This window comes from Phenylobacterium sp. RIFCSPHIGHO2_01_FULL_69_31, assembly GCF_001824475.1.
Lineage (GTDB): Bacteria > Pseudomonadota > Alphaproteobacteria > Caulobacterales > Caulobacteraceae > Phenylobacterium.
Map to the genome: position 1 here is coordinate 113,169 of NZ_MHXN01000031.1, position 19,526 is coordinate 132,694.

At 68.2% G+C, this 19,526-nt stretch carries 22 protein-coding genes; 16 read left to right on the forward strand and 6 right to left on the reverse strand.

From position 1 onward, the window contains the following. The first annotated feature begins 3 nt into the window (after positions 1-3). From A2790_RS15940 to A2790_RS15965, 6 genes are all read left to right on the forward strand, one after another. On the forward strand, positions 4-1,395 hold the full coding sequence (locus tag A2790_RS15940) for a sigma-54 dependent transcriptional regulator (protein WP_293393546.1): 1,392 nt from the start codon (positions 4-6) through the stop codon (positions 1,393-1,395). Between the two features lie 2 nt (positions 1,396-1,397). Then, positions 1,398-2,261: a D-amino-acid transaminase gene (locus A2790_RS15945; protein WP_293393547.1), complete on the forward strand. Its 864-nt coding sequence runs from the start codon at positions 1,398-1,400 to the stop codon at positions 2,259-2,261. A 97-nt stretch (positions 2,262-2,358) separates the two neighbouring features. After that, positions 2,359-2,604, forward strand: coding sequence for an RNA chaperone Hfq (gene hfq / locus A2790_RS15950; RefSeq protein WP_068875468.1), 246 nt, complete (start codon positions 2,359-2,361; stop codon positions 2,602-2,604). Then, positions 2,601-3,920 (forward strand): GTPase HflX, encoded by a 1,320-nt coding sequence (gene hflX / locus A2790_RS15955; RefSeq protein WP_293393548.1) that lies wholly within the window; start codon positions 2,601-2,603, stop codon positions 3,918-3,920. Before hfq ends, hflX begins: the two co-directional genes overlap by 4 nt. A 98-nt stretch (positions 3,921-4,018) precedes the next feature. After that, positions 4,019-5,104: a histidine kinase gene (locus A2790_RS15960; RefSeq protein WP_293393549.1), complete on the forward strand. Its 1,086-nt coding sequence runs from the start codon at positions 4,019-4,021 to the stop codon at positions 5,102-5,104. Next, on the forward strand, positions 5,104-5,847 hold the full coding sequence (locus A2790_RS15965; RefSeq protein WP_293393550.1) for a LytTR family DNA-binding domain-containing protein: 744 nt from the start codon (positions 5,104-5,106) through the stop codon (positions 5,845-5,847). The genes A2790_RS15960 and A2790_RS15965 overlap by 1 nt, the downstream gene beginning before the upstream one ends. A 52-nt stretch (positions 5,848-5,899) precedes the next feature. Here the strand turns inward: A2790_RS15965 and mazG are convergent, their stop codons facing one another. Both mazG and A2790_RS15975 read right to left on the reverse strand, forming a co-directional pair. Next, positions 5,900-6,718 carry a nucleoside triphosphate pyrophosphohydrolase gene (mazG, locus tag A2790_RS15970; protein WP_293393551.1) on the reverse strand — a complete coding sequence of 273 codons (819 nt, stop codon included), beginning with the start codon at positions 6,716-6,718 and terminating at the stop codon, positions 5,900-5,902. 78 nt (positions 6,719-6,796) lie between these two features. Then, a complete protein-coding gene (locus A2790_RS15975) occupies positions 6,797-7,285 on the reverse strand; it encodes a hypothetical protein (protein WP_293393552.1) in 489 nt (162 codons plus the stop codon). A gap of 155 nt (positions 7,286-7,440) precedes the next feature. On the opposite strand from A2790_RS15975, the gene A2790_RS15980 reads away from it, so the two are divergent. Further along, positions 7,441-7,605 carry a hypothetical protein gene (locus A2790_RS15980; protein ID WP_293393553.1) on the forward strand — a complete coding sequence of 55 codons (165 nt, stop codon included), beginning with the start codon at positions 7,441-7,443 and terminating at the stop codon, positions 7,603-7,605. A gap of 3 nt (positions 7,606-7,608) precedes the next feature. On the opposite strand, the gene A2790_RS15985 is transcribed toward A2790_RS15980, so the two are convergent. Further along, the gene (locus A2790_RS15985) at positions 7,609-8,094 is read right to left on the reverse strand and encodes a hypothetical protein (RefSeq protein ID WP_293393554.1); all 486 of its coding nucleotides are present in this window, start codon (positions 8,092-8,094) and stop codon (positions 7,609-7,611) included. Between the two features lie 178 nt (positions 8,095-8,272). Here A2790_RS15985 and A2790_RS15990 point away from each other — a divergent pair, with 178 nt between their 5' ends. The 4 genes from A2790_RS15990 (at position 8,273) to A2790_RS16005 (ending at position 10,847) form a co-directional block, all read left to right on the forward strand. Beyond that, positions 8,273-8,977: a ParA family protein gene (locus A2790_RS15990; RefSeq protein ID WP_293393555.1), complete on the forward strand. Its 705-nt coding sequence runs from the start codon at positions 8,273-8,275 to the stop codon at positions 8,975-8,977. Between the two features lie 454 nt (positions 8,978-9,431). After that, positions 9,432-10,097 carry a hypothetical protein gene (locus A2790_RS15995; protein WP_293393556.1) on the forward strand — a complete coding sequence of 222 codons (666 nt, stop codon included), beginning with the start codon at positions 9,432-9,434 and terminating at the stop codon, positions 10,095-10,097. Next, positions 10,094-10,672 carry a DUF4304 domain-containing protein gene (locus A2790_RS16000; RefSeq protein WP_293393557.1) on the forward strand — a complete coding sequence of 193 codons (579 nt, stop codon included), beginning with the start codon at positions 10,094-10,096 and terminating at the stop codon, positions 10,670-10,672. Before A2790_RS15995 ends, A2790_RS16000 begins: the two co-directional genes overlap by 4 nt. A gap of 10 nt (positions 10,673-10,682) precedes the next feature. Further along, positions 10,683-10,847, forward strand: coding sequence for a helix-turn-helix domain-containing protein (locus A2790_RS16005; RefSeq protein WP_293393558.1), 165 nt, complete (start codon positions 10,683-10,685; stop codon positions 10,845-10,847). A 570-nt stretch (positions 10,848-11,417) separates the two neighbouring features. Here A2790_RS16005 and A2790_RS16010 read toward each other — a convergent pair. Beyond that, the gene (locus tag A2790_RS16010) at positions 11,418-11,816 is read right to left on the reverse strand and encodes an MAPEG family protein (protein WP_293393559.1); all 399 of its coding nucleotides are present in this window, start codon (positions 11,814-11,816) and stop codon (positions 11,418-11,420) included. A gap of 128 nt (positions 11,817-11,944) precedes the next feature. On the opposite strand from A2790_RS16010, the gene A2790_RS16015 reads away from it, so the two are divergent. Beyond that, positions 11,945-13,153: an acetyl-CoA C-acyltransferase gene (locus A2790_RS16015; protein WP_293393560.1), complete on the forward strand. Its 1,209-nt coding sequence runs from the start codon at positions 11,945-11,947 to the stop codon at positions 13,151-13,153. A gap of 4 nt (positions 13,154-13,157) precedes the next feature. Here the strand turns inward: A2790_RS16015 and A2790_RS16020 are convergent, their stop codons facing one another. Further along, positions 13,158-13,610, reverse strand: coding sequence for a limonene-1,2-epoxide hydrolase family protein (locus A2790_RS16020; RefSeq protein WP_293393562.1), 453 nt, complete (start codon positions 13,608-13,610; stop codon positions 13,158-13,160). Between the two features lie 139 nt (positions 13,611-13,749). Between A2790_RS16020 and A2790_RS16025 the strand changes: the two genes are divergently transcribed. The 3 genes from A2790_RS16025 to A2790_RS16035 are packed head-to-tail and all read left to right on the forward strand — an operon-like array spanning position 13,750 to position 16,405. Next, positions 13,750-15,228 carry a carotenoid oxygenase family protein gene (locus A2790_RS16025; RefSeq protein ID WP_293393564.1) on the forward strand — a complete coding sequence of 493 codons (1,479 nt, stop codon included), beginning with the start codon at positions 13,750-13,752 and terminating at the stop codon, positions 15,226-15,228. Positions 15,229-15,246: 18 nt separating this feature from the next. Then, positions 15,247-16,005, forward strand: coding sequence for an SDR family oxidoreductase (locus tag A2790_RS16030; protein WP_293393566.1), 759 nt, complete (start codon positions 15,247-15,249; stop codon positions 16,003-16,005). Between the two features lie 13 nt (positions 16,006-16,018). After that, complete coding sequence (locus tag A2790_RS16035) at positions 16,019-16,405, forward strand: nuclear transport factor 2 family protein (RefSeq protein ID WP_293393568.1); 387 nt, start codon at positions 16,019-16,021, stop codon at positions 16,403-16,405. 7 nt (positions 16,406-16,412) lie between these two features. Here A2790_RS16035 and A2790_RS16040 read toward each other — a convergent pair whose 3' ends face one another. Then, on the reverse strand, positions 16,413-16,829 hold the full coding sequence (locus A2790_RS16040; RefSeq protein ID WP_293393570.1) for a nuclear transport factor 2 family protein: 417 nt from the start codon (positions 16,827-16,829) through the stop codon (positions 16,413-16,415). A gap of 387 nt (positions 16,830-17,216) precedes the next feature. On the opposite strand from A2790_RS16040, the gene A2790_RS16045 reads away from it, so the two are divergent. Beyond that, positions 17,217-19,487 (forward strand): TonB-dependent receptor, encoded by a 2,271-nt coding sequence (locus tag A2790_RS16045; protein ID WP_293393572.1) that lies wholly within the window; start codon positions 17,217-17,219, stop codon positions 19,485-19,487. Positions 19,488-19,526 lie beyond the last annotated feature (39 nt).

Sequence of the window (19,526 nt, forward strand, 5' to 3'; positions counted from 1 at the left end):
CTGATGGCGGCTGACGTTCTGGTGGTCGACGACGAGGCGGATATCCGCGAGCTGGTCGCGGGAATCCTGACCGACGAAGGCTATGACGTTCGCACGGCGACCGACTCCGAGAGCGCGCTCGCCGAGGTGCGGGCGCGCAAGCCGGCGCTGCTGATCCTGGATATCTGGATGCAGGGCGGCGGCATGGACGGCCTGGAGTTGCTCGACATGGTCAAGGCGCTGGACCCCGACCTGCCGGTGATCATGATCTCGGGCCACGGGAACATCGAGACCGCGGTCAGTTCGATCAAGCGCGGCGCCTACGAGTTCCTGGAGAAGCCGTTCAAGTCGGACCGGTTGCTGCTGGTGGTCGAGCGCGCCTTGGAGACCACCAACCTGCGGCGGGAGAACCGCCGGCTGCGGGCCCAGACGATCCAGCCCGAGGGACTGCTGGGCAAGTCGATGGCCGCCCAGCAGCTGCGTCAGATGATCGCCAAGCTGGCCGGCGCCAACAGCCGCGTGCTGATCTCGGGCCCGCCCGGCTCCGGCAAGGAGACCGTGGCGCGGCTGATCCACGACGCCAGCCACCGCTCGCGCAACGAGTTCGTGCCGATCAGCGCCGCCGGGATGACGCCGGAACGCATGGACGTGGAGCTGTTCGGCGAAGAGGGGGCGAACGGACGCACCGCCAAGATCGGCGTCTTCGAGCGGGCCCACGGCGGCACGCTCTATCTGGACGAGGCGGCCGACATGCCGCGGGAGACCCAGGGCCGGATCCTGCGCGTGCTGGTCGAGCAGCGGTTCCGGCGGGTGGGCGGCGACGCCGACGTGCAGGTGGACGTGCGCGTGATCTCCTCGACCTCCAAGGACCTGCGCGAGGAGATCGCGGCCGGGCGCTTCCGCGAGGATCTGTTCCACCGGCTCAACGTGGTCCCGGTGAACGTCCCGGGCCTCAGCGAACGTCGCGAAGACATCCCCGACCTCGTGGAAGACTTCATCAACCGGATCTGCGAAGCCTCCGGCCTGGCCCGCCGCAAGCTATCGGACGACGCGCTGGCCATGCTCCAGGTTCGGGCCTGGCCGGGCAACCTGCGCCAGCTGCGCAACAATGTGGAGCGGATGCTGATCCTGGCCTCGGGGTCGCCCGCCGACCCGATCACCGCCGACATGCTGCCGGCCGAGGCCTCGGTGAACGACCAGACGACCTCGCTGGGCGCCGAGCGGATCATCGCCCTGCCGTTGCGCGAGGCCCGCGAGGTGTTCGAGCGCGAGTATCTGAACGCCCAGATGCTTCGGTTCTCGGGCAATATTTCACGTACTGCGGCCTTCATCGGCATGGAGCGTTCGGCGCTGCACCGTAAGCTGAAGTCCCTGGGCCTGTCGGGCGCCCGGTCGCTGGAAGCCGAGGAGGCCTAGAGTTGGGGCGCATTGCCTATGTGAACGGACGCTACGTCCATCAGGCGGAGGCCGTCGTCCATATCGAGGACCGAGGCTATCAGTTCGCCGACGCGGTCTATGAGGTCTGGGCCCTGTTCGGCGGCAAGCTGGCCGATCCCGAGGGGCATTTCGCGCGGCTGGAGCGCAGTCTGTCGGAGCTGCGCATCCCCATGCCGATGAGCCGCGCGGCCCTGACGACCGTGCTGCGGGAGACGGTGCGGCGCAATCGCGTCCGCGAGGGCCTGGTCTATCTCCAGGTCAGCCGGGGCGTCGCGCCGCGCGACCATGCCTTTCCGGCGGCGCACGTGGCCCCGGCCGTGGTGGTGACGGTGAGCCGGGTGGACCGGGACGCCACCGAGGCGCGCGCGGCCAAGGGCGTGTCCGTGGTCACCACGCCCGAGAACCGCTGGGGGCGTTGCGACATCAAGACGGTGGGCCTCTTGCCGAACGCCCTGGCCAAGCAGAAGGCCCGCGAGGTCGGCGCCGTTGAGGCCTGGTTCGTGGACGACCTGGGGCTGGTCACCGAAGGGGCCTCGTCCAATGCCTGGATCGTCGACGGCGATGGGATCCTGCGCACCCGCGACACCAACGCCAACATCCTGCGCGGCGTGACCCGCCTTTCGCTCATCGACGTGGCGCGCGAGGCGGGGCTGAAGGTCGAGGAGCGGCCCTTCACGCCTGACGAGGCGCGGGCCGCGAAGGAGGCGTTCATCACCGGCGCCGGCAGCCTGGTGCTGCCCGTGGTGGCGGTGGACGGCAAGCCTGTGGGCGACGGCGCGCCGGGACCTGTGGCGTTGAAGCTCCGACGCCTCTATATCGAGCGCGCGAAGGCTTCGGCGATCTGACGTCAGCCTGCGATTGCAACAGCCGCGTTTTGCGGCTTAGCGTGACCTTGTGTGTGGGCGGAGCTTCCGCCCGATCAAAACGAAAAGGCGGAAAGCCGTGAGCGACAAGAAACAGAACCTGCAGGACACCTTCCTCAACAGCGTGCGGAAGTCGAAGACCCCGCTCACCATCTTCCTGGTGAACGGCGTCAAGCTGCAGGGCGTGGTCAGCTGGTTCGACAACTTCTGCGTCCTGCTGCGCCGGGACGGCCAGTCCCAGCTGGTCTACAAGCACGCCATCTCCACCATCATGCCGGCTCAGCCCGTTCAGCTCTATGAACCGGCTGACGACGAGGGCGATTGAGCTCCACCACATCCGTAGACCGTGAGGCGCCCGTCCAGGGCGCCTTGGTGATCCATCCCGACCGGGAGGGCCGCGACGGCGCGCGCCATCCGCAGGCGCGGCTGGAGGAGGCCGCCGGCCTCGCCCTCGCCCTCGACCTCGAGGTCCGCGAGACCATGATCGTGGGCCTTCGCAAGCTCACGCCCGCCACCCTGTTCGGCAAGGGCAAGGTGGAGGAGATCCGGGTCCTGGTGGAGGTCGAGGAACTGGACGTCGTGGTCATCGACGACGCGCTGACGCCCGTCCAGCAGCGGAACCTGGAGAAGGCCTGGGGCGCCAAGGTCATCGACCGCACGGGACTGATCCTGGAAATCTTCGCCCGCCGCGCCCGCACGCGGGAAGGCCGCTTGCAGGTCGAGCTGGCGCGATTGACCTACGAGCGTTCGCGCCTGGTCCGCACCTGGACCCACCTGGAACGCCAGCGCGGCGGCTTCGGCGTGATGGGCGGCCCGGGCGAAACCCAGATCGAGACCGACCGGCGGCTGATCGCCGAGAAGATCGGCAAGCTCAAGCGCGAGCTGGAGGAGGTGCGCCGAACCCGTACCCTGCAGCGTTCGGCGCGCCGGCGCGTGCCGTTCCCGACCGTGGCCCTGGTGGGCTACACCAACGCCGGGAAGTCGACGCTGTTCAACCGGCTGACCAACGCCGAGGTGGTGGCGCAGGACATGCTGTTCGCCACCCTGGACCCGACCCTGCGTTCGCTGAAGCTGCCGGATGGGCGGCCCGCGATCCTGAGCGACACCGTGGGGTTCATCTCGGACCTGCCGCACGAGCTGGTGGAGGCCTTCCGCGCCACGCTGGAGGAGGTGCGCGAGGCCGACGTGGTGCTGCACGTCCGCGACATCGCCAGCGAAGAGACCAAGGCCCAGGCCGCGGATGTGCGTGCGGTCTTGAGCCGCCTGGGCGTCGACATGGACGAACGGCGCATCCTGGAGGTCTGGAACAAGGCCGACCTCCTGCCGGCCGACGAGCGGGACGAGGCGGTCAGTGACGCCCGGCGCGCCAGCCCGCCCGCCGTGCTGGTGTCCGCCGTGACGGGCGACGGCTGCGAGGCGCTTCTCGCCGCGGTGGCCGGCCTGGTCGACGAGGCGCCGCCGGTGGACGTCTACATGCCGGCCGGGGACGGCGCCGCCATCGCCTGGCTCTATCGCCATGGCCGGGTCATCGAGCGGAACGAGGGCAAGGACGGCTCGGTGCGCCTCTCCGTCAGCCTCACGCCCCAGGCCATGGGTCAGTTCGAACAGCTGTACCCCCAGGCCGAGATCCGCGGGGCCTGACGGCGGCCTCGTCGCACTTTTCCGCCCGTTCGTCGCACCGGAATGGCCACACGCGCCGGGCGGGCGATGAGGGAGCGCTGCGGCCCAGGGGAGGCGTGGTGACTTCGAATTCCAGGTGGAGCTTCGCCGCGCTGGCGGTCGTGTTCGCGCTCCTGCTGTGGTCGCTGGCCTTCGCCTGCTACATCGCGCCGGGGGTGGCGACCGGACAGCAGCGCGCGCAGGACACGGCCTATCTGCTCACGACGGTGGCGGTGGGATTTGCGCTGTCCTGCGGCTTCTGCGGCGTGGTGACGGGCCTGCTTCGGCGCGTTTCCGAGCGCTGGCGGATGGGGCTGGCCGCCGCCCTGCTGGTGGCCCTGATCCTCGTCCACGCCACGATCGACCTGATGATGATCGAGCAGTATCTGAAGGCGAAGGTGGTGCTGCCGGACGGGGCGCGGGTCAGCGGGCAGGGGCTGCTGTTCCTGAACAACCTGCTCATGCTGTCCCCGGTCTATCTGATGTACGCGGTGGGGCTGGGGTTCGGGCTGTCGATGCGCGCCGTGCACGAGCGGGAGCGCCGCCTGGCCGCGGCCCTGGCCGAGGCCCAGACGGCCCAGCTGGCGGCGCTGCGGCTGCAGATCAATCCGCACTTCCTGTTCAACAGCCTCAACGCGGTGATGTCGCTGGTGGGGTCGGGGCGGAATCGGGACGCCGAGGTCGTGGTCTCCCGTCTGGCCGAGTTCTTCCGGGCGACCCTGGCCAGCGAACCCAACGCCATGGCCAGCCTGGAGGATGAGTTGGACGTCGTGGGCGCCTACCTCGAGATCGAGGCGGCGCGGTTCGGCGAGCGGCTGCGGGTCGACATCGAGCTGCCCGATGGCCTGGCCGGGGCGAGCGTGCCGCACTTCCTGCTCCAGCCCCTGGTCGAGAACGCGATCAAGCACGGCGTCGCGCCGAGCAAGCGCCCCGTCACCCTGACGGTTTGCGCGGCGGCGCCGAACGGCCGTCTGCGGCTGGTGGTGGCGGATGACGGCGCCGGCGGCGCGCCCGGAACTGCGGGTGAGGGTGTCGGCCTGCGCAACGTCGCCGGGCGGCTGAAGGCGCACTACGGCGCGGGCGCCGCCGTGCGCGCCGAGCGCCTGCCGCGCGGCTTTCGGGTCGAGCTGGACTTGCCGCTGGCGTTCGTCTCGGAGGGGCGCTGATGCGGGTCTTCATCGTCGACGACGAACCCCTGGCCCTCGACTGGCTGCGATCCTGCCTGGCCCGGCTGACCGGGGTCGAGGTGGTCGGGGAGGCGGCCGACGGCGATGCGGCGCTGGCGGCCATCGCGGCGGCGGCGCCCGACGTCGTGCTCCTGGATATCCAGATGCCCGGGCGGTCCGGCGTCGAGGTGGCGCGCGTGCTCGCGGGCAGCGCGCGGCCCGAGGTCGTGTTCGTCACGGCCTTTTCGCACTGGGCCGCGGAGGCCTTCGAGCTGGACGCCGCCGACTACCTGCTAAAGCCGGTCCGCCCCGACCGACTCGAAGAGGCCATGAGCCGGGCCAGGCGGCGTCTTTCGGGCCCGTCCAACTGCGCGGCGCCCGCCGCCAGTTTCGAATCGGGGTTCTGGATCCGCCAACGCGAGGGGCTGGTCCGCGTGCAGACGGCCGACATCCGCCGGATCGAAGCAGACAAGGACTACGCCCTCATCCACACCCATCTGCGCACGCACATCTTGCGCACGACCATGCGGGAGCTGGAGGCCAAGCTGGACCCGCGGGAGATCGTCCGCGTCCATCGCAGCGCCTTCGTACGGCTCTCGGCCGTCGCGCGCGTGGAGCGTGGCCGGCGCAGCATGATGCGGCTCCACACCGAGGACGGCGCGGTCGTCGACGTGGGGGCGAGCTACACGCGCAAGGTCGCCGCCGCGCTCGGACTGCCCAACGTGGAGCTGGAGGACGAGTGACTCGCCTCCGACGCTAAGCCGTGCGGCGTGGCCGCAACCCCGGGCTGGCCTTCTAGCCGCGCTCCGCGGCCTTGGCCTCGTCCCAGAGGCTGTCCATCTCGGCGAGGTCGGACTGGTCGGGCGTCTTGCCTCGCTCGGCCAGTCGCGCCTCGACGTACTGGAAGCGCCGCACGAACTTGGCGTTGGTGTAGCGGATGGCGTCCTCGGGATCGATGTCGAGGGTGCGGGCGAGATTGGCCACCACGAAGAGGACGTCGCCGAGTTCCTCGCGCACCTTGTCGAGATCGCCGGCCTCGACCTCGGCGAGCATCTCGCCCACCTCCTCGTGCAGCTTGTGGACCACGTCCTGCACGGTCGGCCACACGAACCCCACCGTAGCGGCGCGTTTGGAAAGCTTCACGGCCCGGGTCAGTCCCGGCAGGCCGACCGGCACGTCGGTCAGTAGCCCGGCGGGCTGACCGTCGGCCTTTCCCTCGCGCTCGGCGGCCTTGAGCTGCTCCCAGCCCTGCTTCTGGTGGGCGAGGGATGCGTAGGTCTCGTCGCCGAACACATGGGGATGGCGGCGGATCATCTTGTCGTTGATCGCGCGGGCCACGTCATCAAAGGCGAAGTCGCCCTGTTCCTCGGCCATGCGCGAATGGAATACGACCTGCAGCAGGAGGTCGCCCAGCTCGTCCTTCAGGTCGCCGAGGTCGTTCCGCTCGATGGCGTCGGCGACTTCATAGGCCTCCTCCACCGTGTAGGGCGCGATGGTGGCGAAGGTCTGCTCCAGGTCCCAGGGGCAACCGTCCTCCGGATCGCGCAGACGGGCCATGATCGCCAGCAGCCGGTCGATCGGCGCCAGGTCGGCGGGCGGGGCAGGGCGGGTCATGGGGGACTCGGAAAAGGAAAGGCGCGCGGCGATCAGACCGCGCGCCGTCTTGTGACGCAACCTCGTCGGCGAGCGCGGTCAGCGGCGAGCCAACGCCTTGCCGCGCGCCAGCTTCCGCGCATAGCGGTCGAAGGTCCATTCGGCGTCGCTCCAGATCCAGTTGGCCCGGCTCTGGCGAATGTCGGTCTCGAACCACTTGTAATCGACCCGGGTCTCGGCGCCGTCCGCGCCGATCACCCGGCCCTCGATCGCCGCGCCGCCGACGCCGAAGCTCTCGAAGGATAGGCCGGGCGTATCGCTGAGCTGTTTGAAGGTGGGGCGATTGGGCTTCACATCAACGAGCGTCAGCTCGATGCGCGCGCCGTCATAGGCCGCCGCCTTGGCGAGCGCCTCTTCGACGGCTTCACGCAGGTCCGCGGTCAGGAACGCGGCCTCGCGCTGTCCATAGGTCTTGTCGAACTTCTTCTGCAGCTCGGGCGCCACGGCGACGGTCACCGAAGCGGGCGCGGCGGCCGCTGTGGTCGCACTGGCCAGCAAGAGGGCGGCGGTGATGGAAAGGAGGCGCATGGCAGGCTCCAGTATTTACTGGATGAAGGTAGGAGCTCGGGCAGGGGCACACAAGCCGATGCACGTCATCGTCAGAATTCGCCTATCAGGCGAATCTGCATAGCTTCACCTTGGAGGTCGGCCACGTCCCCGAGCGGCCGCTCCAGGAGGTCCGCATGAGCGAGACGATCTCCCCACGCTCCGGCGTTTTCGTCGCGGCTCCGGCGCGCGCCCATCGCAACCGACCGATCGCCCGCGGATACGGCCTGCTTCTGGGGGCGGCGGTTTCCGTGGGGCTCTGGGCAGGCCTGGCCATCGCCCTCATGGGCCTCTGGCCGTAGCCCTCAGTGGGGCCAGGTCTCGCTCAGGACCTTGGCGTCGCCGTTCCTGACCATCACCTCGAGCGCGGGTGTCGCCGGTCGCCCGGGCGCGAACAGCTCGTAGATCACCGCGCCGTCCGTCTGGCGGCTTTCGATGACGCGCACCGGCGGCGGGCCCTTCCAGGCCGTTTCCGCAGCGGTGCGTGCGGCGGCCGGGGCGGCGGCCCACGCGATGTCCCGCTGGACCTCGACGACAGTCCAGCCGTTCGGCGTCTCCAGCAGATCCAGCTCCATCTCCTGGCCGTCGGGGAGCACGCCCTCGACGTCGTAATAGCGCCGGCCGTCGCGGACCTTCAGCTGCGCCGCCTTGATGGTCAGGGCGGGCGCCGCCGCCTTGACCTGAGCCGTCACGTCCGCAGGAACGGCGCCTGGCGCCAAGGGCTGCGCCGAGCCAGCCGTCGCCGCGGAGAGCCCCGCGAGCATCGCGATCATCGCCGCACGAACCTGCATGCCAGCACCTCCCAGCTTGATTGACACCGGTATCAATGGCGGGGTGAGGGCGTATGTTCAAGCTGCGCAGCCCGGAGTTCAACAGGGAAGGGCGGTCGAGCGTCCACCCCAGGGCCATGGCTCAGCCGGGACACGAAAGCGCCCGACTCGCGGCCGACTGGTGCGCCGAGGAGCCCGGATGCCAAACGTCGTCTTCATCAGTCCCAAGGGTGGCGCGGGAAAGACCACTGCGGCGGTCGTCCTGGCGCTCGGCCTGGCGGCGCGAGGCCGGCGCGTGGCCCTGATCGACTCCGATCCAAACAAGCCGCTGGTCAACTGGGGCGCCCTGCCGGGCCGCGTCTCGACCATCAGCATTCATCCGGCGCCGACGGTCTCTGATATTCGCGATGCGGCCCGGGAGGCGTCTCGGCGAAACCCTGACTGGGTGATCCTGGACACCGAAGGCACCGAGCGCGGAACGGCCGTGCTCGCGGCCTTGCGCTTCGACATCGCGCTGACGCCCCTGGCCGGGTCGCAGCTCGACCTGCGCGAGGCCATCAAGGCCGCCGAGATCGTCGGGGCCTTCGGACGCCGCGGCGGTCGCCCGATCGCGCATCGCGCCCTGCTGACCCGCGTGCCCGCGGCAATCCGCCCGCGAATGCTGAAGAGCGTCGTGGCGCAGCTCCACGAAGCCGGGGTTCAGATCCTGCCCACGCCGCTCCTCGAGAAGGAGGCGTTTCGCGCCCTGTTCCACATCGGCGGCGGGTTCGACAGCCTTGAGCGCCACGGGGTGTGGGGCGCAGACGCCGCGCGACAGAATTCCGAGGCCTACATCGCCGACGTGGAGGACCTCGTGCGCGACGCGGCCCGCCCAACGGCCAGCCGGGAAGCCCGGATCGTCTAGCGGTCACTGCGGGAAGGGCGAACCTGCGGAAAATCGGCGGGAGTCGCGAGGTACTGAGTCGGCTGTCGCTGACTCCAAATGCCGCGATCCACGTCGCGGTCAGTCTGACTCCAAAAGGAGGCGGCAGACTCCAAGCCAGACGTCGCTGTTCGCAAATCTCGCGACTGGAAGTTTGAGGGCTTGTCCGGTCGCGGGCTCCAGGCCGTTTCAAGCGCCCGCTCGTGACGCAAACGCCCGCGCCGCTCGGTCGCCGACTCAAATGTTCCTTCTTTGTTCTTGCCATCCAAGCGTGACTATGAGACCTTACGGATGGCGGAGGTGCGGCCCGAGTGGCCAGCGTCCACGTCTCACTCATAGCGCCGACCGGGAGAGCACTTTGGCTGGAACTGGTTCGTACGCTCGTGGCGAGCAGTCGCGCAGCGTGCCTGACCCGCTTGCGGGTCCGTATGCGAAGATGGCCGCGCAGCAGAACGCTTACAATGCTCGGCAAGAAACGGAGCTGGCACAACGAAGGGGCGCCAAGGCCGGGGCCGTCTCAGAGCTCACGGGTGCGCGAGCGGCGGCGGCTCCGCTGGCGGACAGAATGTATCGTCCGCCAGCGGACGATGTCGCCGAGCTTCGGCGTCAACAGGTTGAGTTCAAGAAGACCGAGCGTGCGATCAGTCGCGATAACGCGTGGATGGCCATCCCGGCGTTGGCGCCAGCCGCGGCCGTTCTCGGGTTGGGAGCGGCGGGCATGATCGCCGCGCGCCTGGCTCCAGCCGCGATCCAGCGAGCGCCGCTGCAGTTGGTTCGGCGCGAGCCCTACCTGCGCGTGGGGGACAACTGGGCGACGCGCGCCGGACGCCGGGCACATGCTGCCTTGAAAGAACAGGTCGCACAGAAGCCGGGGTGGAGGTCCGAGCCAGAGGCGCCCATGAGAGATGGCAGGGTTGTGAGACCTGACGTTCAAACCCCGCCTCGGGTGCGAGCCGCGGGAAGAGAGCCACAACCGTTCCAGATGGAACTCAAGCCGAACACACCTTCGGGTCGGCGAGCCGCAGAGAAGGCGGTGAAGAAATATGAGGGCACGGGCGTGAAGACCCGGCCGATCTTCTACGATCCGAAGCCATTCATATGACCGGCCAGTCCTATACCAAGGCGTTGGATCGCGAGCTCCAGTCCTTCGGATTTGCGCGCGCCGGGAAGGACTGGACCCGCGTCCGCGGAGATACTTGGGACTGTGTCAGTCTCCAGAAGAGCCGGGTAGACGGCGGTGTGACGGTCAACCTGTATGCGAAGGACTTGGAAACCGAGAGGATCCTAAAGTCGATCGCATGCGACGCCGTGCTTGGGATCCGCTTGTTCGGCCCGCGCATCGGCGAGTTGATCGACGGACGCGATCGGTGGTGGAAGAATGATCCGAACGGCCCTGCCGAGGTCGCGGACGCGGTTCGGGTCTACGGAATTCCGTGGTTCGATAGGATCCAGTCGCTCGAGGACCAAGCCTCGCATTGGTATTTTCGGAGCGCCACCGCGCAGCCCTGGAGAAAGCCGAATCTAACGGCTTTGGCGGTCACGCTCTATAGGCTTGCCGCGATCGATGAAGCCCTGGCCCTCTTCGAGGCGCCCGTGCCCAAGACTGCCAATCCCACGTTGGTCGCCGAAGGCAGGTGCGTGCAGCGCTGGCTGAGAGATCAAAAGAGAGCCGGATAGCTCGGGCCACATGGACTTGGTCCACCTTGGACGACTTCCCCGCCTCAGCCCCGCACAGGTCGCCCACGCCAAACTCCTGGTCGAAGGCGGGGAAAGCCCCACCATGGTGGCCCGCTCGCTCAACGTTGCTCACTCGACGCTCTACCGCGCGCTGCGGGCAAGTTCGGGCCTGTAGGGCGCGTAGACGGAGACAGCTAGGCTGAGACGCGCTTTCTATTCAGCCGGTCAGCCAGACTCCCGCGTTTGATTGCACGACAGAATTTCGGCCCCCTTGCGCTCGAGCGACCAGGGGAGGGGCCTTGTCGCAATTGAGACCACCCAGTGCCAACGCTCCACGCCTCCGCCCATGGGAGACCGAGCCGAGACGCGCACTCGGGGCCGAAGTCGAAGACCTAAAGCGGCCTCGTTGCGGACCTTTGAGCTGGCGTAGATGCCGAAGCCACGATGAAGCCCGAGCCACTCATTTTCGACGACGCGGCCGATGATGTGGCCGAGGCCGAAGCCATCTGCGCCGACGCTGGACCTATGCCGCCGCAGCGGCTGCGATCGGCGGCTACGTTTCTTAGCGTTGAGCCGGCGGATTGAGTCGCGAGGTTTGGAGTCAGTGTCGGGCCTGATCGGCGAACGAGAGGGCTTCCGGAAAATCGGCGGGAGTCTCGCGATATTGAGTCAACGACAGGAGTCGGCGACGTCAGGTAGGAATATTGCGCCTAAGGAAGATTATGCGCAATTAGGAGATGGGCTGCTATGGCGCCCAGACGATCGCCGTCATCACCATCGCCAGCCCCGCCGTCGCGAAGTTCCAGCTCAGCGTGCGGAGCCACGGGACGCCCATGGCGTAAAGCGGCAGGAAAAGTGATCTGCCCAGGACATAAACGACCGCCCCCGACACACTCAGCCAACCGCCGCTCCGGCCGAGCGCGTCCAGCATCAGGACGGCGGCGGCGAAGACGGCGAAGGTTTCGAGGAAATTGCGCTGCGCGCGGTCGAGGCGCGCCGCTACGCCCTTGGGTCTCAGGTCCTCGTCCCGCGCCCCAACCGTATAGGCGTTGCCCACCTGCGCCTTGAAGCTGAACGAGCCTGCGGTCAGGTGGACCAACGCGAGGCCCATCGCCGCGTACAGACACCAGAACTCGATCGACATGGCCGTCCTCTCTCCGTCCGGCGGAACGGCTTCACTATAGCTGATCGTGCGCGCGGAGGCCCCGGTCTGGCTTGCCGCTCATATGACTTCGTTTACAAGACGGACTCGGGCGCGGCTGGAGCGGTTCCATGTCTGTCTACATCTTCGACGCCGTGCGCACGCCGCGTGGCAAGGGTCGGCCTGACGGATCCTTGGCGGGTGTCACACCGGCCCGACTGGTCGGTCAACTGGTCCAGGCCTTGGCCGAACGCAACGGCCGTGAATCCGTCGCGTCCGCGGCCCACCTGACGCTCGGATGCGTCACGCAGGTGGGCGCTCAGGGCGGGCATGTGGCGCTCTCGGCCCGCATCCAGGCCGGCCTTCCGGATGAAGTCGCGGCGCTAACAATCAATAATTTCTGCGTTTCGGGGTTGAGCGCAATTGCGGACGCCGCCCGCCGGGTCGCGTCGGGCCAAGCGGACCTGGCGCTGGCGGGCGGCGTGGAGAGCATGTCGCAGGCCCCCTTCCTGGCCGACGGCGCCGACTTCTACACGGACAAGGATCTGGCCGCGGCGATGGGTTGGGCGCCCGTGGGTCTTGCCGCGGATCTGCTGGCGACCGTGGAGGAGATTTCGAGCCAGGAGTTGGACGCCGCCGTCCTGCGTTCGCACCGGCGGGCCGCGGCGGCCTGGGCGGAGGGCCGCTACGCGGGCCGCGTGATTCCGGTCACCGGTGCCGAAGGCGCGGTGGCGCTGGACCGTGACGAGAACATCCGGGACTTCGGCGACGGCGCCAGCCTGGCGCGCCTGGGCTCGGTTTTCGCCGCCGCGGGCGCCCAGGGCTACGACGAGATCCTGCTGTCCCATCGTCCGGGCCTGACGCGCCTGGAGCATCTGCACACCGTCGCCCACTGCCCGCCGATCGCCGACGGCGCCGCCCTGCTGCTGCTGGGAACGCTGGAGGCGGGGCAGGCCCTGGGTCTTAGCCCCCTCGCCCGGATCCGCGCGGTCGGGGAAACCGCAGGCGATCGGGTGCTTCAGCTCACCGCGGGTTTCAGCGCCATGCAGCGTGCGCTGGACCGCGCCGGGCTCCGGCTGAGCGACGTGGGCGCCGTCGAGTTCATGGAGGCCTTCGCCGCCGTCCCGGTGCTGTTCGAGCGCCGGTTCGAGCCCGATATGGACCGGGTCAATCCCAACGGCGGACACCTGGCCATGGGCCACCCCATGGGCGCGACCGGCGCGATCCTCACCACCACCCTGCTCGACGACATGGTCCAGCTCGATGCGGAGACCGGCCTGGTGGTGGCGACCGGCGGCGTCGGGGTCGGCGCCGCCATGGTCCTGGAGCGGATGGGCTGAAGCGCTACTTCTCGCCCAGCGCCTTCAGCAACTCCGCGCGGTCGTAGTACTCGCGCCACTCCTGGACCTTGCCGTCGCGGATATCGAGCACGCCGACGACCGGCACCTCACCGGGCTTGCCGTTGTAGACGAAGCGGTCGACCCGCTCCATGAACACCAGACCGTCGATGACGCCCATGTGCGAAACGTCGAGGACCACGCCGCCCGGCGCGCCTTTGCCGAGGGCCGCGATGCGCTGGTAGATCGCCTCGCGTCCCACCACGGGCTCGATCATCATCGAGCGCAGGACGCCTTTCTCGGCGAACAGATCGCCCACCTTGCGCCAGTCGGCGGCCTTCCACGCGGCGATCATCTCCCGGGCGACGGCGATGCGGCTGGCGTCGGTATCCGCGGCCAATGCCGGCAGAGGCGCCGTCACGGCGAAGGCGAGCGCGGCCAGGCTGAGCAGGATCTTCATGCGTGTTTCCGTCCCTCGTTCCGGGCTGCCGACGCGATTGGTCCCGCGCGCCCATGTCACTTGCACAACAAGACCATGTTGCTAGACTTGGTTCAAGAGCGCGCCGCGACGGGCGCGCCGACACGCTCGGAGAGCCGTTATGAAGATGGAGCGACTGCCGCCGGTGCAGGTCTCGCTGCGGCCCAGCAACCATCCGTACCTCAACGGCGCGTGGACGCCGCTGCATGAGGAGGTGGACGCCACGGACCTGGACGTGATCGAGGGCGCCATCCCGCGCGACATCGACGGTGTCTATGTCCGCAACACCGAGAATCCCGTGCAGCAGCCGCTGGGCCGCCATCATCCGTTCGACGGCGACGGCATGGTGCACATGATCAGCTTCAAGGACGGCCGCGCCGACTATCGCAACCGCTTCGTCCGCACGCGCGGCTTCCAGGCCGAACAGGAAGCCGGCCAGGCCCTGTGGGGCGGGCTGATGGACGGCCCGGGCGTCTCGCTGCGGCCGGGCTTCGGCGCGCATGGCGGGCTGAAGGACTCATCGTCCACGGACGTGGTTGTCCACGGCGGCCGGATCGTCTCGACCTTCTACCAGTGTGGCGAGGCCTACTGGCTGGATCCGGAGACCCTGGAGCAGGGCGGCGTGGCCAGCTGGGGGCCGCTGGACGGCGTTTCGGCCCACACCAAGGTCGACGAGGCCACGGGCGAGCTCTTGTTCTTCAACTACTCCAAGCACGCGCCCTACATGCACTATGGCGTGGTCGACCGGCACGGGAAGCTGGCGCACTACGTGCCGGTCCCCCTGCCCGGCCCGCGCCTGCCGCACGACATGACGTTCACGGCCAACTACTCGATCCTCAACGACCTGCCGGTGTTCTGGGATGAAGAGCTTCTGAAGCGCGACATCCACGCCGTGCGGATGCACCCGGGCATCCCGTCTCGCTTCGCCATCATCCCGCGATATGGCCAGCCGTCGGAGGTCCGCTGGTTCGAGGCCGAGCCCACCTACATCCTGCACTTCCTCAACGCCTACGAGGACGGCGATGAGGTGGTCATGGACGGCTACTTCCAGGAGAACCCGACCCCGCGGCCGCTGCCCGACGCGCCCGATGGCTATGGGCACATGATGTCCTTCCTGGACGAGCACAGCTTTAAACCCAAGCTGCATCGCTGGCGGTTCAACCTGAAGACCGGCGAGACCCACGAGCGCCACTTGGACGACCGGATCCTCGAGTTCGGCATGTTCAACCAGCGCTATGCCGGCAAGCCTTACCGCTACGCCTATTCGACCACGTCGAAGCCCGGCTGGTTCCTGTTCACCGGGTTCGTGAAGCACGACCTGGAGACCGGCCAGTCGTGGGAGGTCACGCTGCCCGACAGCCGTTACGCCAGCGAGGCGCCCTTCGTGCCGCGCATCGACGCCAAGGACGAGGACGACGGTTATCTGGTCAGCTTCATCATCGACGAGACCAGCGGCACGTCTGAGTGCGTGCTGATCGACTGCAAGCGCTTCGACGAGGGTCCGGTCGTCCGCATCGCCCTGCCCCACAAGATCTGCAGCGGCACGCACAGCGTCTGGGCGGACCGGACGTTCATTCGCGACGGGTTCGTGGCGGCTTAAGACCAAAAGGCTCGAGGGATGGAAATCAAGGACAGCGTCGCCCTGGTCACGGGCGGCAATCGCGGGATCGGCGAGGCGTTCGTACGCGCCTTTCTCGCCGCCGGCGCACGGAAGGTCTATGTCGGCGCCCGCGATCCGGCCAACGCACGGCATCTCGTGGACGAGGATCCGGCTCGGGTGGTGGCGATCCCGCTCGACGTCAGCAAGCCCCACCAGATCGAGGCCGCCGCGGCGCAATGCCAGGACGTCAGCATCCTGGTGAACAACGCCGGCCAGTTCTCCATGCAGACGCTTCTGAAGGCGCCGGACCTGTCCGCCGCGCGGGCGGAGATGGAGACCAACTACTTCGGCCCCCTGGCCATGTGCCGGGCGTTCGCGCCGATCCTGGCCAGGCACAAGGAGAGCGCCATCGCTAACGTCCTGTCGGCTGGCGGGATCGTGGCCGTGCCCGGGATGGGCGGCTACAGCCCCTCCAAGTTCGCCGGCCGGGCCATGTCCACCTGCCTGCGGGCGGAACTTGCGCCGCAGAACACCTCGGTGACCGCCCTGATCGTCGGCTCCGTCGACACCCGCATGGCCAGCCACGTCGAGGGCTTCAAGGAGACGCCGGCGACGATCGCCGAGGCGGGCCTGAAGGCGATCCGCAAGGGCGCCGACGAGGTGGATACCGACTTCATGGCCGTGGACGTGCGCGCCAACCTGGCGCGCGATCCCAAGGGCTTCGAACTGCAGATGCGCCGCTCGCTGTCGGGCGAGCGCGTGACGACCGGCCGCTGAGGGAGCGCGCGACATGACCCCCCAGGACTACCTCGACTTCGCCGAGCGCTTCGTGGGCGCCATCCAGGCCGGCGACACGGCCGCCGTGCGCGCCTGCTACGCGCCGGACGCCAAGCTCTGGCACAACAGCGACGGGATCGAGCAGACGGTCGACCAGAACATGAAGGTGCTGGACTGGTTCATCCGCACCCTCCCCGACCGCAACTACCGCGTCATCCGGCGGGAGCCGCTGCCCGACGGCTTCCTGCAGCAGCACGTGCTGGAGGCCACCCTGCCCGACGGGAAGAAATGGGCGATGGACGCCTGTGTGGTGGTCAAGATGAAGGACGGGGTGATCACACGGCTCGACGAATATCTGGACTCCGCCCGCTCGGCCGAGCTGCGGCCTTACGGGCGCTAGGTCCCGGTCAGCGCGTCTTCTGGTCGAAATCCTCGACCAGCCCCATCGCCTTCAGGAGGTGGGCGCGGTCGTAGTATTCGCGCCAGATCCGGATCTGTGGACCGTCGAACTCCAGCACGCCCACCACCGGCGCCGAGCCGGCCTTGCCGCGGATCACGAACTCGTCCGTGCGCTCCATGTAGAGCACCCCGTCGATGACGCCCATGTGGTGGATGTTGAGGGTGATCTGCTCCAGCCCGTCGCCCAGACCCGACGCGCGCTTGTAGATCGCTTCACGCCCCACGATCGGCTCGACCATCATCGAATGCAGGATGCCGTCGGGCGTGAACATGTCGGCGACCTTGCGCCAGTCGAGCGCGCGCCACGCCTCGGCCATCTCGCGCCCGACCGCGATCTTCTGCTCGTCCGTCAGCGCTGTGGCCATCTCTCCGCTCTCCCTCGGGGTGGTTCCGAAAATCAACTTGCATAACGGTACGGACTATTGGCAAGCTCTTTTTCGAGAGTCGCCACCGGCCCAGGCGAGGGGGTGACTTGCTTGACGAGATGTAAGCGCTTCCCGGAGCGCTTGCCCAGATAGGAATAAGAGAAGTCGGGAGGGCTTGATCGGGGAGATCCAGGCGCGCTGACGTCGGCGACCCGCCTCCGGGCGGCCGCCTAGATGACGTTATGCAAGCCGGCCGCAGCCTCGGCGCCGTGGCCAGACGCTCTGCCCGCCTCGCCCCACCCTTCCAAACGGACGTCCTCCGCCTCGCGCGGACAACACAACGGGGGATCTCGGCGCTCGAACGCCGCGGCCCGGGGGAGAAATGCCATGAAGCTGCAGCACACCACATCCGTGATCGCCCTTCTGACGGGCCTGGGGCTCGCCGCCCCCGTTATGGCCGCGGAGCCGGGCAACCAGCTCGAAGAGCTGATTGTCACCGCCCAGAAGCGTGAGGAGAACGTCCAGACCGCGCCGCTGGCGATCACGGCCATTACGGGCGCCAACCTCGCCAAGGACCGCGTCCTGACGCTCGAGGATCTGGCGCACAACATGACCGGCATTTCGTTCACCGCGAACTCGCCGCAGTCGAACGAGATCAACATCCGCGGCGTCGTGAACACGCGCCTGAGCTCGCCCACCGCCGACCAGTCGGTGGCGACCTTCGTGGACGACGTCTACGTCAGCCGTTCGGGCAACCTGAACTCGGCCTTCTACGATGTGGCCCGGGTCGAGGTGGTGCGCGGGCCCCAGGGCGTGCTGCTGGGCAAGAACGTCGCCGGCGGCGCGGTCAACATCATCTCGAACGCGCCCAGCTTCGAGGCCTCGGGACGGATGACCGTCACGCTCGGCAACTACGACCTGAAGCAGACCAACGGCTACATCACCGGCCCGATCACGGAGAGCTTGGCGGGCCGCGTCTCGTTCCAGACCATCAACCGCGGCGGCTACTACAAGGACATCCTGCACAACGTCGAGCTGGAGAACCTGGATTCGACGCAGGCGCGCATCCAGCTGGCCTATGCGCCGGAGGGTTCCGACCTGCGCGCCAGCATCAACGTCGATTACGCCAAGGACAGCAACGACGGCGTCCACCGCGTAGGCCTGAAGAGCAAGACCCTGCCGGCCAGCTTCACGCCGTGGTCCGGCACCCGCGCCCTGATCGCCGCGCTCCGCCCGGGCGGCCTCAGCCGCAAGGAAAGCCTGCCGATCTGGCCGCTGTTCAAGGGCGACACGGCGCCGACGCCGCAGGGCGCGCGGCACGAGACCTACGACATCATCATCAAGGTCGAGAAGGACGTGGCCGAGAACGTCCGGCTGTCCAGCATCAGCGGCTACCGGCACAACCACTCGTTCACGCTGTACGACCAGACGGGCCTCGGCCCGGCCAACGGCTTCAACGTGGCCGCCCCCCTGCTCTTCGCCGAACCGGTGAACTTCATCGAGGGGATGAACCAGGTCTCGCAGGAGCTGCGGCTGGCCTCGACCAACACCGAGAGCCGCTTCGACTGGATCGTCGGCGCCTACTACCAGAAGACTAACGTCCACCAGTACAACCGCTACTGGGGTGAATCGACGGTGCTGCCGACCCTCTCGGGCGAGAGCCACTGGGACGATCACGGCCACAACCGCGACATGGCGGTCTTCGCCCAGATCGGCTTCAAGATCACCGAGACCCTGAAGCTGGACGTCGGCGCCCGCTACACCAAGGACAAGAAGTACGGCTTCCAGCGCGGCATCATCGTCGCCACCGGGGACCGGCTGAACCCGAACGACGCCGCGCCGCTGACGCCGCTGACCACCAACTTCGCCACGCCCTACGGCGACTCCTGGAAGGAGCTGACGCCGCAGGCGACCCTGCGCTGGACGCCCGACGAGCGGAACATGGCCTATGTGACCGTGTCGAAGGGCTTCAAGGGCGGCGGCTTCCAGAACAGCGCCTCGAACGCCTTCGCCGCCGCGACGCCCTACGATCCGGAGACGGTCACCAACTACGAGGCCGGCTACAAGACCGAGATGTTCGACCGCCGGCTGCGCTGGAACACCGCGGTCTTCTACATGAAGTACAAGGACCTGCAGGTTCAGCAGACCCTGGCCTCCTGCCTCTGCAACGTGATCAGCAACGCGCCGGGCGCCACCATCAAGGGCGTCGAGACCGACGTGCAGTTGGCCCCGACGCGGTGGCTGCGCGCCTGGGCGAGCGGCAGCTATGTGCACGCCGAGTACGACACCTTCATCTTCGCCGGGGTGAACAACTCGGGGAACCGGATGCAGCGCACGCCGCGCTGGCAGGGCGCGATCGGGGCCGAGGTCACCACCAGCGTCGGCTCCTGGGAGGACGCCCTGTCCGCCCGCCTGAGCTATCGCTACCAGGGCCGCATGCCCTGGGCGCCCGAGAACACCACCTGGGAAGACGGTTACGGCACGCTGGACGGCCGGGTGACCCTGACCCTGCCGGACAAGCCCTGGAGCGTCTCGGTCTACGGCAAGAACCTGGGCGATACGGTCTATCGGACCAACATCATCCCCTTCTTCCAGGAGGAGATGTCCTCGTTTGGCGCGCCCCGGACCTACGGCATCGAGCTGTCCGCCGCGTTCTAGATCCCGGCGCCGGGCGGTCTCCCCGCTCGGCGTCTCCTC

Coding starts and splice junctions, on each gene's coding strand:
- A2790_RS15940 (WP_293393546.1), top strand. CDS start 4: ATGGCGGCTGACGTTCTGGTGGTCGACGACGAGGCGGATATCCGCGAG.
- A2790_RS15965 (WP_293393550.1), top strand. CDS start 5,104: ATGCGGGTCTTCATCGTCGACGACGAACCCCTGGCCCTCGACTGGCTG.
- mazG (WP_293393551.1), bottom strand. CDS start 6,718: ATGACCCGCCCTGCCCCGCCCGCCGACCTGGCGCCGATCGACCGGCTG.
- A2790_RS15975 (WP_293393552.1), bottom strand. CDS start 7,285: ATGCGCCTCCTTTCCATCACCGCCGCCCTCTTGCTGGCCAGTGCGACC.
- A2790_RS15980 (WP_293393553.1), top strand. CDS start 7,441: ATGAGCGAGACGATCTCCCCACGCTCCGGCGTTTTCGTCGCGGCTCCG.
- A2790_RS15985 (WP_293393554.1), bottom strand. CDS start 8,094: ATGCAGGTTCGTGCGGCGATGATCGCGATGCTCGCGGGGCTCTCCGCG.
- A2790_RS15990 (WP_293393555.1), top strand. CDS start 8,273: ATGCCAAACGTCGTCTTCATCAGTCCCAAGGGTGGCGCGGGAAAGACC.
- A2790_RS15995 (WP_293393556.1), top strand. CDS start 9,432: ATGGCCGCGCAGCAGAACGCTTACAATGCTCGGCAAGAAACGGAGCTG.
- A2790_RS16000 (WP_293393557.1), top strand. CDS start 10,094: ATGACCGGCCAGTCCTATACCAAGGCGTTGGATCGCGAGCTCCAGTCC.
- A2790_RS16005 (WP_293393558.1), top strand. CDS start 10,683: ATGGACTTGGTCCACCTTGGACGACTTCCCCGCCTCAGCCCCGCACAG.
- A2790_RS16010 (WP_293393559.1), bottom strand. CDS start 11,816: ATGTCGATCGAGTTCTGGTGTCTGTACGCGGCGATGGGCCTCGCGTTG.
- A2790_RS16015 (WP_293393560.1), top strand. CDS start 11,945: ATGTCTGTCTACATCTTCGACGCCGTGCGCACGCCGCGTGGCAAGGGT.
- A2790_RS16020 (WP_293393562.1), bottom strand. CDS start 13,610: ATGAAGATCCTGCTCAGCCTGGCCGCGCTCGCCTTCGCCGTGACGGCG.
- A2790_RS16025 (WP_293393564.1), top strand. CDS start 13,750: ATGAAGATGGAGCGACTGCCGCCGGTGCAGGTCTCGCTGCGGCCCAGC.
- A2790_RS16030 (WP_293393566.1), top strand. CDS start 15,247: ATGGAAATCAAGGACAGCGTCGCCCTGGTCACGGGCGGCAATCGCGGG.
- A2790_RS16035 (WP_293393568.1), top strand. CDS start 16,019: ATGACCCCCCAGGACTACCTCGACTTCGCCGAGCGCTTCGTGGGCGCC.
- A2790_RS16040 (WP_293393570.1), bottom strand. CDS start 16,829: ATGGCCACAGCGCTGACGGACGAGCAGAAGATCGCGGTCGGGCGCGAG.
- A2790_RS16045 (WP_293393572.1), top strand. CDS start 17,217: ATGAAGCTGCAGCACACCACATCCGTGATCGCCCTTCTGACGGGCCTG.